Annotated in this window: 13 protein-coding genes and 2 pseudogenes; 7 read left to right on the top strand and 8 right to left on the bottom strand. The window is 69.0% G+C overall.

The annotated features are described in order from the left end of the window. Window positions 1-91 precede the first annotated feature (91 nt). The 6 genes and pseudogenes from ACFYY1_RS42495 to ACFYY1_RS42470 form a co-directional block, all read right to left on the bottom strand. Entirely contained in the window at window positions 92-358 is a 267-nt protein-coding gene (locus ACFYY1_RS42495; RefSeq protein ID WP_388595415.1) for a hypothetical protein, read from the bottom strand. Window positions 359-1,323: 965 nt separating this feature from the next. Beyond that, complete coding sequence (locus ACFYY1_RS42490; protein WP_388595413.1) at window positions 1,324-1,818, bottom strand: hypothetical protein; 495 nt, start codon at window positions 1,816-1,818, stop codon at window positions 1,324-1,326. Between the two features lie 90 nt (window positions 1,819-1,908). Then, a complete protein-coding gene (locus tag ACFYY1_RS42485) occupies window positions 1,909-3,180 on the bottom strand; it encodes a hypothetical protein (RefSeq protein ID WP_388595412.1) in 1,272 nt (423 codons plus the stop codon). Between the two features lie 197 nt (window positions 3,181-3,377). Further along, window positions 3,378-3,584: pseudogene (locus tag ACFYY1_RS42480) on the bottom strand (helix-turn-helix domain-containing protein); the annotation flags it as partial. Between the two features lie 134 nt (window positions 3,585-3,718). Then, window positions 3,719-4,237 (bottom strand): hypothetical protein, encoded by a 519-nt coding sequence (locus tag ACFYY1_RS42475; protein ID WP_388595410.1) that lies wholly within the window; start codon window positions 4,235-4,237, stop codon window positions 3,719-3,721. Window positions 4,238-4,260: 23 nt separating this feature from the next. Next, on the bottom strand, window positions 4,261-4,995 hold the full coding sequence (locus ACFYY1_RS42470; protein ID WP_388595408.1) for a DUF6193 family natural product biosynthesis protein: 735 nt from the start codon (window positions 4,993-4,995) through the stop codon (window positions 4,261-4,263). 313 nt (window positions 4,996-5,308) lie between these two features. Between ACFYY1_RS42470 and ACFYY1_RS42465 the strand changes: the two genes are divergently transcribed. Beyond that, a complete protein-coding gene (locus tag ACFYY1_RS42465) occupies window positions 5,309-5,752 on the top strand; it encodes a hypothetical protein (protein ID WP_388595407.1) in 444 nt (147 codons plus the stop codon). Between the two features lie 313 nt (window positions 5,753-6,065). Beyond that, a complete protein-coding gene (locus tag ACFYY1_RS42460) occupies window positions 6,066-6,635 on the top strand; it encodes a transcriptional regulator (RefSeq protein WP_388595416.1) in 570 nt (189 codons plus the stop codon). Between the two features lie 250 nt (window positions 6,636-6,885). On the opposite strand, the gene ACFYY1_RS42455 is transcribed toward ACFYY1_RS42460, so the two are convergent. Then, window positions 6,886-7,137, bottom strand: a complete 252-nt coding sequence (locus tag ACFYY1_RS42455) for a hypothetical protein (RefSeq protein ID WP_388595405.1) — start codon at window positions 7,135-7,137, stop codon at window positions 6,886-6,888. Between the two features lie 1,063 nt (window positions 7,138-8,200). Between ACFYY1_RS42455 and ACFYY1_RS42450 the strand changes: the two are divergent. From ACFYY1_RS42450 to ACFYY1_RS42440, 3 genes and pseudogenes are all read left to right on the top strand, one after another. Beyond that, a pseudogene (locus ACFYY1_RS42450) lies at window positions 8,201-8,413 on the top strand (hypothetical protein); the annotation flags it as partial. 288 nt (window positions 8,414-8,701) lie between these two features. Beyond that, the gene (locus ACFYY1_RS42445) at window positions 8,702-9,235 is read left to right on the top strand and encodes a hypothetical protein (RefSeq protein ID WP_388595404.1); all 534 of its coding nucleotides are present in this window, start codon (window positions 8,702-8,704) and stop codon (window positions 9,233-9,235) included. Window positions 9,236-9,326: 91 nt separating this feature from the next. Then, complete coding sequence (locus ACFYY1_RS42440) at window positions 9,327-9,500, top strand: hypothetical protein (RefSeq protein ID WP_388595403.1); 174 nt, start codon at window positions 9,327-9,329, stop codon at window positions 9,498-9,500. A gap of 179 nt (window positions 9,501-9,679) precedes the next feature. Here the strand turns inward: ACFYY1_RS42440 and ACFYY1_RS42435 are convergent, their stop codons facing one another. Continuing rightward, window positions 9,680-10,498 (bottom strand): hypothetical protein, encoded by an 819-nt coding sequence (locus tag ACFYY1_RS42435; protein WP_388595402.1) that lies wholly within the window; start codon window positions 10,496-10,498, stop codon window positions 9,680-9,682. Window positions 10,499-10,700: 202 nt separating this feature from the next. Between ACFYY1_RS42435 and ACFYY1_RS42430 the strand changes: the two genes are divergently transcribed. Both ACFYY1_RS42430 and ACFYY1_RS42425 read left to right on the top strand, forming a co-directional pair. Next, complete coding sequence (locus ACFYY1_RS42430; RefSeq protein ID WP_388595400.1) at window positions 10,701-11,339, top strand: RNA polymerase sigma factor; 639 nt, start codon at window positions 10,701-10,703, stop codon at window positions 11,337-11,339. Continuing rightward, entirely contained in the window at window positions 11,290-12,330 is a 1,041-nt protein-coding gene (locus tag ACFYY1_RS42425) for a CU044_5270 family protein (RefSeq protein ID WP_388595399.1), read from the top strand. Before ACFYY1_RS42430 ends, ACFYY1_RS42425 begins: the two co-directional genes overlap by 50 nt. Window positions 12,331-12,456 lie beyond the last annotated feature (126 nt).

The following is a 12,456-nucleotide window of genomic DNA, read 5'->3' as shown; positions in this document are numbered from 1 at the left end:
GTACCGCTTCGTGTACTTGCTTCCCACCTGGTGCTACTTCCTCTGGAACCTCACGTCCCAGTCTCCAGGTGTCCACGATCAAGGGGAAGGTTCAGCGCCACTGGTGGGCGTCGTGGAGGACGAGTACGGGCTGGGTACGGCGGGCGAGTACGCCGTCGACGTGGCGGAGAGCCTCTTCGGTATGCCGGGGCCGGGCCCACCGTTCCTGGTAGAGCCCGGTCCACAACGCGTCCACGAGGGTCTTGGTGGAGTAGGGGGCGACCGCGACGACGTCGACGGTGTCGTGCTCGCCGAGGTCGACGAGCACGGTGCGAACGGCCCGTACGACATCGGCCGCGTCCTCGCCGGTCACCGTCATCAGCGCCCCTGGCCTCGATCACGGAGACCATCTGGTCCCGCAACCCCGGCCCGGCGGGGCTCTCTGCCGAGCGCGTCTCCATGGGGGGTTTCCTTCCTCACGGCATCGGTGCGGCTCCAGCCCACCACACCAGCAGGATCAACTCCCGCAAAAGCAGACCGAGATACTCGTACGTGTGGTAATGGCCCGTGCAGAGGTAGTGGGCGGTAGTCGCTGCCGGGCCCGCGGACCTCCAACTCAGCGTGGTGGCCGGCGGCGCGTACGGCGGTGGCCGGCTCCAGCTTGAGTAGGGTGGTGCACGAGGCGCTGGGGGGAGGCCGCACAGGAGCTCTTCACCGACCTGATTGAATCTGTTCGGCCTCGACCTCCAGCTGTAGACGGCCCTCGGTCAACGCCGGTCGGGCCACCGGCCGACGCGGCAGCGCACCGCTGCCGCGGACTTCCGTTCGCTGTCCCGCACCAGAAAGCAGACCTCGCCCGTGTTCCAGGAGACCCCGATCTACACCCGCCTTGTCGTTGAGCAGGGCGATGTCCCCGCCCAGGTCCGCGGCGCGGGCACCCTGCCATCCATACCCCCAGCCTCTACCGACCGGCACAGGCGCGCACAGCGGACTACTCCACGCCAGACACGAGCAGCCCACCCAGCGGTGACCTGACACCTACCAGGCGCCTTCGTAGCGGTGACCATCCCGACTGCGGTTGTCTCTGCGCCTGTGATGGCCACTGATGGACCGGATACGCGGCCGGTCTCGGGGAACATGCCAGATGCTGCGCGGTGAAGTGCCAATGCGGCGCCACTACCGAGCCACCTTCGGGTCGCTGATCCAGGTGCAGTAGCAGCTGGTAGGGATGCTGTTCCTCACCTGAGAATCGGGCCGCCGCTGGCCCCCATCGACCGGCGAAGCGGTTATATCGACGGTTTGCGCGCCATCGCCCGCAGCAGGGGCTTCAGAAGGATCAACAGGTCAGTGGCAAGAGCCCTTGCTGAACGTCGCGTGGGAGAGGTAGTACGCGAGCATCTCCGGGTCGGGGGGCGGCCGGTCCTCGGCCCCTGGGAAGACTACGGGGGGCTGCTCGTCCAGGGTCAGCGTGATGCGGACGCAGTACTCCGCCTCGGTGTCCTCAGTGCTGACCGTGTAGCCTCCGCCCTCCTCTTCACGCGTGTCGACGCCGTGCCCTGGCCCGATGCCGCCCTCCTGGATCGCCTCCGCGATCAGGTAGCCGTGGTTGCCCTCCAGGCTTGTGTAGTGCCGTTTGCCGCCTAGATCTCGGACGCCTTTGCGGACGGCGTCGCGGAGTTCGCCCTCACTCCACGTCGACTCGGCCTGCATACCGAACAGTACGCCGAGCGCGACAAGCGGCGTGAGGACGATGAGTGCGAGACCAACAGGGTTGCGGTGGTTGTAGACGTACCGGCTGGTTCCCAACTTGCTCCGGATGAAGACGGGTTCTTCGCTCAACGTGCTGCCTGCAAACCGCCGATGTGCGCTGCCCAGGCATCTGCCCGGAGCACGACCCTCGGGGCATCGAGGCTCTGCGGGGGCACGCCCTCAAACGGTCCGTCGAACTCGGCTTCGGCTCGGTTGATGCGGGCCGAGAACCTGCAGTGAGGTGCGGTCGTCATGGCGGCACTGTAGCGGCGAGGGTGATCGCATCGGATATCCCGTCGATATCCGAGACGACGGCACAAGCCCGAAGAGCAGGGTCAGGCCGTGCCCAAGCCGAAGGCCGGCGGATGGTTCTCGCGCCTGCGCCGCTGACCCGGGCAAGCCTCTACCTTGCGCCACGCCCTGCGTCGGGACGGCCGTTGGAGGCCGCAGACGAACCCGGGGGCCCTGCGGTGATGAGACGGCGGCTGGCTCCTCCACTTTCGCCTCCTCCCCAGCAAGCCGCCGTTGCAGACGGCAGCCGTGGAGGTCAGGCCGGTGGTGTATGTGAGCCGTCTTCGGGGTGAGTGAGGAGCGGGCCGGGGCCGGCGGCCCGGCGGCCTGGGACGGCGGGGAGAGGTAGCCGCGGTCCCGGGCTGCTTTGATCCAGTCCTTGATAGTCGGTTCCGGGCGGTTGAACAGGTTAGCCAGGCGCCGATGGAGGCCAGGGCCATTGATGGCTTCACGGAGATAGGCGTGGGCCACGACGTGAAGGAGTTCACCGTCGAGCGGGGGGTGCCCTCGCCGCGCCGGCTGTGCGAGCGCGTTCGCGTTCTCCAGAGCTTGCAGGGACGCCGGTGCGAGGTCTGATCCTGCCGCCCGCGATCGACCCAGGACGGTGACGCCTTCCTCTTTCCATGACTGGTCGGCCAGCTCGGCCTGGGCCCGTGCCACGATCTGACCCAGCGGGATACGGCGCAACACATCACTGGTGATCGGCGCGGACACCGCCACCACCTCATCCTCTTCCAGGGGACCGACGAAGTCTCCCCAGTCGTCCCAGTAACCCCACTCTGGTCGCCAGAGTTCGAGTTCGATCAGCCCGAGGCCGGAGCCCTGGTTCGCCAGGATGCCGTGCACCGTGACCGGTAGATCGGCAGCCTTGTAGAGGAAGTCTGCGACGTAACCAGGGCCGCGCCCTCGCTCTTTAACGAACAGCGTGAGCTCCGGGCCTGGTACGGCGTTCTCGGGGATCTCCGCCAGGTCGGGGTAGTCACCCCAGGGTTCCATCACGGTGGAGATGAGAGACCCTCTCCAGAGGTCCTGCTCCTGGGTGCTGCGTGCACAGTCGTAGGAGTGGTCACGGACACGAGGATGGTCTGGCTTCAGACGGAGTTCGTCCTTGGGAGCATCGGGGTTGACGTAGTCGTCGGCATTGAACTCGGGCTCGGGCATGCGTCCAGGCTAAAGACAACCGGTTCGCGCAGTGGAGGGGAAAAGCGGGTGAGTAGGCGCGCGAGGCAAGTCACCCTTGCAGCGTCCGCAAGTCCGGAGGCCACCCAATGACGCCGCGTGCCGACTCGCCCTGCGAACCGGCACGGGGCGAGCTGGGAGGCGGGAGCAGTGCGCCGATCGTCCTGCATCGGCCTTCAGGCCAGCCTGATCTCGTTGAACTTGTGGATCACGTCGCGGACGGTGTTCTCGTCCGCCTGCACGAGCCGTGCGATCACCGGGACGCTGTTCCCGCCCGCCGAGGCCAGCAGCATCATCGCCCTGCGGAAACGCACTGTGCTGGTGCTGCCCCGTCGCACGATCCGCTGCAGCTTCTGCCCCTCCTGCTCCGTCAACGTACGGCACACGTGGCCGACGCGCCTTGCCCGGCTTCTTCCTACCCATCACGACTCCTCATCTGATGCCTGTACGCGGATGCATCAACACAACGGTCAGGAGCACGTCGAGGTGCTGCGCCATCCGGCTGTGCTCCATGCGGTCCTCACCAGCGGCCGCGGGGGCGGTCAGCACCGAGCTGGACTTCGCGCAGGCACTCACGGCAGTCCGGCAGGCCCTTCACCCGCCGGCCTTCCTCCGCCGACCACCTGAAGCCGCACAGCGATGTGAGCAGGTTCGTGAAGTCGTCGTCGGTGGCGTGGGAACCGTAGCCCGGAACGTTCCATGTGACCGTCGTCCCGCCGTCGTACGGGGCGCCCTCCGGCCATCCGTAGACGTCCTCGGTAGTGGTACAGCGCAGCCGGAGGTCGGGGCCCTCCCAGCGGGTGCCCCGCCGGACCTTGGCTCCGGCGTCGACGGCGTCGGCCAGGCGCTCGAAGGACAGGTCATAGTCGTCCTTGTGCTCCCAGCTGCCCGGCTCCTGCTTGCGGACCAGCGAGCGGAACTCCAGCAGCAGGCGCTCCAGGTCGTGCCGCCCGACTCGGACGGTGTCGTGCTCCGGGGCGTTGATGAGGCTCCCTGAACCTCCCCACCCACGCTTCTGAGCATGGCCAGAGTTGCTCACCTAGATTCCCCACCCCGTGAGCTTCAATGCCGTGAGACAGTATCGTCCGGGAGTCCCGCAATGATGGCTGCGACGGCCTCTGCCGCACTGTCCAGCTCTTGCAGCCGTCCGTCGGAGAATCGCACCTGGTAGCCGCCATTTCTGAGCGGCATGGCCGCCGGCAGGTCATGGCAGATGGGCGGCGCGGCCCGGCGGCTGAAAGTGACCCAGTACATGCTCCGCCCTGGCGACAGGACCCGAAGCCGCTCCTGTTCGAAGGCGGCCTCGACGAACTCGTGGAGTGCAGTGTCCGGCTTGCGCGCAGCGGCCTCGCGTAGCTGGCGCCATCGCACTGGAATAGCCTCTCCACGCTCATGGGCCTCGGCCAGCTCCCAGGTCCGCAGGAAAGGCCACTGGGCGACGATTCCCCGGACCCCGGGATCCTGCAGCCACGAATGCAACGCCCCGACAACCGCGGACAAGTCCGGGGTGCTGCCGGTGGCCATGTGGACATCGTTGGTCCAGCAGTCGACGACGAAGCTGCGCTCGCTCTGTGCCATCAGTACATTCGCCGAGTGGCCGTCGGCTTCCACCCGTACGGCCACCTGGCGCCAGCCTGGTGAGGATGTCAGCTCGACCGCAAGCCGGTAGCCTGCACGATCGGCCTCCGCCTGCAGGGCATTCTGCAAGGATCCCGCCCGGACTACCTCGGGGTAGAGCGTCAGATACTCGTGCATGGGATCGTTCGGCGCTGCGTCGCCAGCGAGTTGTTCAGACATACGAGCGAGTCTGCCAGGCCAGCGCATTGGCATCCCCGCTGCCTACGTCCGTAGACCCTGCCCTGTCCGCTGAACACCAGAACCCGAGTGGGGAGCGAAGAGCGAGACCGGGGAAATTTCGAGATCCGCATCAGCGTAGCCGTACGGGTTGTCGGGGTCGGTCTTCTTGGGCATCACGCTTCTCCTTGCCTGCACGCCGGTCGTGTGGTTGTCAAGTGTGGGCGGCGGCCGGGCGGGGGAGAACCTCACCGTTCTACCCGCGCGGCAAGTTGACGGACAGGGCAGGGGCCACGGCAGAGTGAAGGGTGACGACATGCCCAGGCACGCTCATGCACCGACGAAGACGAAGGCATACGTCTGCCCCGAGTGCGGCGCCAGGACCAAGGCGAGCCTGAGCAGCGGCCGCCTCTACGAGCATCCGGTGCCCGGCCTGCCCGACCCGTGCCCGAAGTCCAGGCAAGTCGTCCTGTCCGGCAAGGAGCTGACGGGCAACTACGAGTGTGCCTGCGGCACCTGGGCCCGCATCATCCATAAGAGGACACTCGCCCAGCACCTCATGCCCGAAGGCGAAAGGTGCCCACTGTCCGGAGAACCGATACAGACCCCCGCCGCCCGCCCCGCCGTGGACGGACTGCTGCGCATCGTGGCGCCCGCACCGGCCCAGGGGTGGCGGGCGCAGCCGGTCCCCAGCACCGGTGGCTCCAGCGTGTACGCGGTCTCCGTCGGCCTGCCCGGCCACGGCCGAAGGCGCCGCTGACGACCCGCCGCGGCGACTCCCAGACGACGTAGCCACGCGCAGGAGTACGAGAGCGGTCTTGCGGGCCGGGCCGGACATGGCTCCGGGCTGCCGATGCGACGAGCGCCGTCAGGCGACGTCTCTGGCTGTTCTGTCCGGAACCGCCTCGGCCGCCGACATTGACGCCCCTTACGCCCGCGCCGCTGCGAAGGTGTCCACCGACGGCACTCTCCTGGGCGGCAAGAACATCGAGTCGGTCACCAAGGGCAGGAGCGTCGGCAACTACTGCGTCAAGGTCACGCCCCGCGCTGTGAGTGACCTCTCCACTGCGGCGATCGTCGCCACTCTCAACGACTTCGGGAAGTTCGGCGCCCGGGGCATCAAGGGCAGCGACGCCGTCGCACGCAAGCTCGACGAGCTGGCGGACGGCATCGTCACCCCGGTGACCGTGAAGCGCGGCCTGATGGCCCGGCTGCACTACTTGACCAGGACCGAGCACAGCCGCAGGGCGGCCAGGGACGCCGGGCTGACGGTGACCGACCGGACACTGCAGGCGTGGCTGGAGGGCAAGCGCCGGCCGTCGAGCGCCAACCTGGAGCGCATCGACGCCGCGTACCGCCAGGTCCGCCGCCACAACGTCGCCCGGCACCTCCTGCGACGCCTGAACTCCGCCGGCGGCACCCGGGTCAAGATCCACCCGCTCAACCAGTCACAGGTGCCGCGGCCGCTCCAGCGGCTGGTGGAGTACCGCACGATGAACGTCCGCCGCTGGGACCGCATAGTCGAGACCTGGGCATCCGGCGACCACCAGGGCCTGGACGACGCCTGGGAAGACGTCATCGTCGACCTCGGATCCCAGTGGGGCCAGTACCAGTACGTCACCAACATCGGCTTCGCCGCCTAGAACGGCCCTGTACGCCTCTCTGAGTGATCATCAGCCGCCCCGGGTCTCCCACTCGGGGCGACTTGTGCGGACAGCTGACACAGGACTGCGGCCGCCGCGCGCCCCGGCCCCCGGCACCTACCGGGCACGCGCCTCCACTCTGCTGCTCAAGTGATGCCTTCGACGGCGACAGTCTGGGGTGCGACGGATACCCCTCGGCGCTGTCCGGCCGGACGTCGGCCTGGTCGTGCTCCGGGGCGCTGGCCCCGGCTCACGGGCGGGGAGTGGGTGACGCCGGTGACGACGGCGCCCCGCCCCCTGCCGGCGCGGGAGTTTGCGGCGCCGGTTGGCTGCCGCCGAGGATGAGCACCAGTGCGGTCAGCACCATGACGCCGCAGCTGATCGCACCGACGACGTCTCCCTTGCCCGTCGCGGCCTGCCGGGTGTGCTTGTAGACGAAGTAACCAACGACGAACGCCACCACCAGGAGGACGCCGCCGACGGGGTCGAAGTAAACGGTCACGGTCGGTCTCCCGCTCGCGGGCCGTTGGGAGTTGTGGTCATGAGTGTTGCGCTCCTCGGGTTCGGGTGGCTGCTGCCTGCGGCCGACAAGAGCCGATTGCCCGGTGGGCGTGTGAACGAGGCCGATGGTCGCAACGAAATGGCCAGTCGGATGAAGGGCTCTCGCGATGGACGCCGGCACTGGTCGGGACGCGACAGTTACCGACGCAAGTCCCGGGCCGCCGGCCTGGTTCTCTCGCCTCCGCACCTGACCGGCAGGCCACGGCGGCCGACCACGCGGCCAGGCCCAAGGTGATCCCTGGGCAGGTCCGCGTGATCGGTGTCGACTCCGGCCACCTGCTGCCCGGCCGGCCGGCACGCCGGCCCAGTGCTGACACCCGCCCCTTGGAGCAGCGTCGGGGAGCGGGCGGATGTGCGTCAGCCGCCGACTTCCGGCTACGGGCGCAGGCCTTCCTCGCGGCCATCTCCAGTTTGGACCGGGATACTCCCGCGGCTTCGGCGTGCACGGTCGCCGCGGCCTCATGCCACTGTGATCCGGATGCGGTGAGGTTACGTACTTCGGTGCCCCCGGCGCGGACAGGCGTCCGCCTCCTTAGCAGTCAATAGGCGTGCTGTGCAGGACAGTTGTGGAGATTCACTCGATCGTGACGAGTAGTCACGTACGCAACATCCGCAGCAACTGTGACATGCGTCACCCGTCGACCCGTCCCCCGTTGATGTCGCATCACGCCAAGGGGATGTCACCGCAGGTCAACGCAACCGCACCATCCGTTACAACATCACGTTCCGCCGACACCTCATACCGGTGCGTGATATTCGTTCGGCCGCGCATGCGTGTTCGGCCGATTCGGCCGGTTGAGTGATCCGTGACGGCACTGCTGGACCGACGACGTACGTGAGGAGTACGGCCACAGCCCCGTGGCCGAGGCCCCGCTCCCGCTGGACTTCGAGGCCCACTACCTCACCAACCAGGAAGCGTTCCACGAGTACGCCCTGGCCATCCTGCATACGAACGACCGGGCGGAGAAGGCGGTCCACCGGGCCTTCCTGGAGATCCTGCGGCACTGGGACGGCTTGCTCACCGAGCCCGATCTCCAGGAACAGATCTGGCAGATCATGCGCCGCGTCGTCATCGGCGAGCTGATCGAGGGCCTGCGCGAAAACCTCACGACGATGGACAGCGGCATCGGCCTGTACCCGGCCCTCGTCAAACTCCCCCGCGCCAGTTCGACGCCATCGTCCTGCGCCACATCGCCAAGTACGACACCAAGGACATCGCCTGGTACATGGGCCTCTCGCCTAGCACCGTCAATCACCACTGCCGCAAGGCCCAGGAACGCCTCACCCCTCTCTACCGCCGCGCCACCCGGCCGATCAAGAAAGAGGAAACCCTGTGAACACCTGGGAGAAGGCATTCGCCGACGCCGACGTCTCCGTCCGCGAGCCCCGCCGGCCCTTCGACGTCGGGATGGGGCTCCGCCGCCTCGCCCAGGACGCCGGCTACATGCCCCCCCGCCCTCAGCCCGGCACCCAAGGGCGCGAGCGCCCGCCGCCGCCTCGGCGCCATGGCCCGCTGGGCCGTCACCCAGGCCGGGGCGGCCACGCACGTGGAAGAACTCACCGCGCTCCTCGGCGACGACGAGAGCGTCGCGCAGTTCGACGGCTGGACCAACGCCGTCGACGTCGACGGCGCCCAGGTCTTCGCATGCATGCTCTACCTCGCCCACCACCCCGAAAGCGCCCGGTTCTGGTGGAGATTCGCGGCCGGCGCCGGCAGCACAGCCGCCGCGTACTGCCTCTACCTGGACCACCTCGGCCTCGGAGAGGACCGCGAAGCCCGGTTCTGGAAGCGACAGGTCACCACCGCCCTCTTCCAACCCGGCCCGGACCAGCCCCTCGAAACAGACCCCGAAGAATTCCTGGAGGCACTGGAGACTGTCACCGGCTACTCCGCCCGCCACAACACCCGCCGCACCGTCCTCACCGGACGACTGGAAGCAGACTTCGAGCGCCTCACCACCCGCCACGACGACGGCCTCGTCTGCCGCCCCGCCCCCCACCTCGCCGAGCGCATCCACGAACTCGCCGTCAGCCAGTAGAAAACGAAAAGCCCGGCCGGGGCCGAAGGTTCCTACGCCCAGCCCCCGCCGGACTCCCTGAAACAGCACCCGAAACAACGCAGCACCTGCCATGCACAGTAGCCGCCACCCCGACACCACGGGGCAGACCCACCGAATCCGCCGCACGAAGCACTGGCTCGCCCGCCGCCACGCCCTGCTCTTCAGCGCTCTCCGCGGCGCCGCCTACGCCACCGGCGCCGGACTCGTCGGCCTCGGCTTCTGGTGGATCCAGCAGCACCTGTAGATCCGCAGGTGCCTGCCGTACCTGGCCACACGACGCCCCGCCTTTGCGCCCGCGTTGACCGCGCGGGCGCACGGGCAGAGCCCGCCGGGGGGAGCGGCGTCGGGGACAGTTGAGCGGCCCCGTGGATCCGTCCACGGGGCCGCTCGATGCGGAGGGCTGGATCGCCTCCGACCTTCCGCTTACCCGTTCGTGGGGAAGGTGAGTGTGGTGGTGCGGCCGGCGCGCAGAGTGTTGCCCTCGACCACCTCGATTCCGCCGTTCGCGCCGTAGGAGACGTCCCAGGTGCCGCGTTCCGGGGTGACGCGGAACGTGGCGGTGCCGGGGACCGGAAGGCCGCGGGTGAGGCCGACGGTCGGGCCGGGTGACGGGGTGATCCCGACGGTCGCGGTGGCCGGTTCGCCGGTGCCCTCGACGCGCAGGGTCGCGAGGTCCTGCGGTGCGGGGTGCTTGACCAGACCGGTCAGGACACGGGAGCCGGCCACGGTGTGGCCGAGGGCGTAGTCGACGTCGCCGATGGTCCAGTAGGCGTCGAACCACTGCTTCACCGAGCCCGGCTCGGCCGCGGGGCCGAGGTGGGCGACGCGGAGTCTGGGCGTGGCGTCGATGCGGTTGAGGAGGCGTTCGGTTCCGTCGTGGGTGACCTTGACGAACAAGCCGCTGTGCAGGAACGTCGCCGACCGGTCCGGCGGGCGCACGTCGACGGGCTTCGCCGCCCGCGCGTCGACGGTGATGGTGATGTCGCGGTCCAGGTCCAGGCGCGGCTGGACGATCCAGTCCGCCGCCCCGTCCGCACCGCCGGTGAGGGAGCTCTCCAGCACGTACCGGCCGCGGGGAAGCTCGACCGTCGTCGTCCCGTCAGGGTCGTGCGGCTGGACGTACTCGTCCACACCCGCACCGGAGATCCCCATCACGGTGGTCTCGTAGGAGCCGGTCGCGTGGCCCGCGCGGTCGAGGTGGTTGATGGTCAGGGTGAACGTCTCGGGCGCCGTGGCCGCCAAGGCCCCCGCCGGAGCGGCGAGGCGGTCAGGGCGAGGGCGGTGCCGATGGCGAGTGTCCGGAGGAAAGAGCTCCGGCTGGTCTGTGAACCTGCGTGAAGTGTGTTCATGCAACTGCACTGCCTCCGATCCGTCTCAGGTTCCCGTGATCCACATCACGGGAACCACAACTGCCCTCCTGGCAGTGCAGAGCGTGGAATCACCAATGAGAGATCGCTTCCGTGGCGGCGACCCCGACGCCTTGGCGGAGCTGTACGACGAGCACGCCCAGGTGCTCTACCGCTACGCGCTGCGCGTCACGGGGAACTGGGCGGACGCCGAGGACGTCGTCTCGGTCACCTTATTGGAAGCCTGGCGCGGCCGGGCGAAGCTGCGCCCCGAAGGCGACAGCCTCCGCCCTTGGCTGCTGGGCATCGCCACCAACGTGATGCGCCGCAACTCCCGCACCCGCCGACTGCGCGACATCGCGCTCGCCAGGATCCCGGAGCCCGGCACGCTGCCGGACTTCGCCGACGACGTAGTCGCACGGATCACCGACACCGACCGACTGCGAGCGGAGCACGCGGCACTCGCACGCCTGCGACGGCGGGACCGCGAGGTCTTCACGCTGGTGGTGTGGGAGGGACTGGACTACACCTCCGCCGCCAAGGCCCTTGGCGTCCCGGTCGGCACCATCCGCTCCCGGCTCTCCCGCGCCCGCGCCCGCCTGCGTGAGCTCCTCACCCCGCAGCGGCGCACGTCTCCGCACCCCGGCAGCTGTTCGGAAGCCCCGGCCGCCGCCGCCCCCGTCCCCCTTGCCGCCCGGTCCCACCGGACGTCCCCGCGTCAGGAGAACCACCGATGAACACCGACCCGAGCCGCCGTACCGCGCACCAGAGCGGCGAGGAGACCGAACGCACGGCCCTCACAAACCTCCTGCCCGCTCCCTCGGTCCCCGATCTCCCGCGCGACCGCGCACTGCTGCTGAAGCAGGCCCTGCTGAACCAGGCCGAACAGCCGGCCCGCTCGAGGCGACCCCGCCCCCGGCTTGTCCGCTTCCTCGTACCGGCCGTCGCTGCCGCACTGGCGGTCGGCACCGTCGTCACGGTCGGCATCACGGACACGCCGGACAGCACCCCCGGCAACCACCAGGCCACCCACCCCATGCGACCGGGCTCCTCGACCGCATCGCCCTCGCCGCGCGGGGAACCGACGCTCCGGCCGTCCGCGCCGACCAGTTCGTGTACGTGCGCAGCTGGGTTGCCTACGCCGGACAGAGCGCTGGCGGAGGCCCGCTGACTCTGCCCCCGGTCCACACCCGCGAGGTGTGGCTGTCCGCCGACGGCAGCCGCCCCGGCCTCATCCGCCAGGAGGGCGAGCCTGACTCCAAGGTGCCGGCCCCCGACCCCACCGACCCCTCGGTCTCGAACCCGTCACACACCTACGTCGACTGCCTGCCCACCGACCCCGACGCCCTTCTGAACCTGATCCGCACACAGACCCGGGGACAGGGCCAGGACCCGGACCAGCGCGCTTTCGAAGCGATCGGTGACCTGCTCTCCGAGACCTGGGCCCCACCGCGGGTGTCTGCCGCGCTCTACCGTGCGGCAGCCCGGATCCCCGGTGTCACGGTGGCCGGAACCGCGAAGGACGCCGCTGGCCGCGAGGGGGTGACCGTCGCCCGTACCTCCTACGGAGAACAGACCCAGTGGATCTTCGATCCCGCCACCCACGTCTTCCTCGGCCGGCGAACCGTCCTCGTCGAGCCCAACGGTGGCAGCCCGGCGGGCACCGTCGTCGCCACGTCCGCAGTCCTCGCCACCGCTGCGGCCGACCACGCCGGTGACGTCCCGTAGGGAGGGCTGTCCCTCGGAACCCTGACCGCCTCTGAGCTTGTTCTTTATCTACCAAGATCTTCCGGGCTTGCCGATGGCCTTGAGGGTCTCGGGGCGTTTGACGGTTTTGCCTACGTCGTAGCGGGG

This window comes from Streptomyces sp. NPDC001890 (assembly GCF_042891445.1).
GTDB lineage: Bacteria > Actinomycetota > Actinomycetes > Streptomycetales > Streptomycetaceae > Streptomyces.
This window is presented reverse-complemented; position numbering and strand designations above follow the sequence as displayed.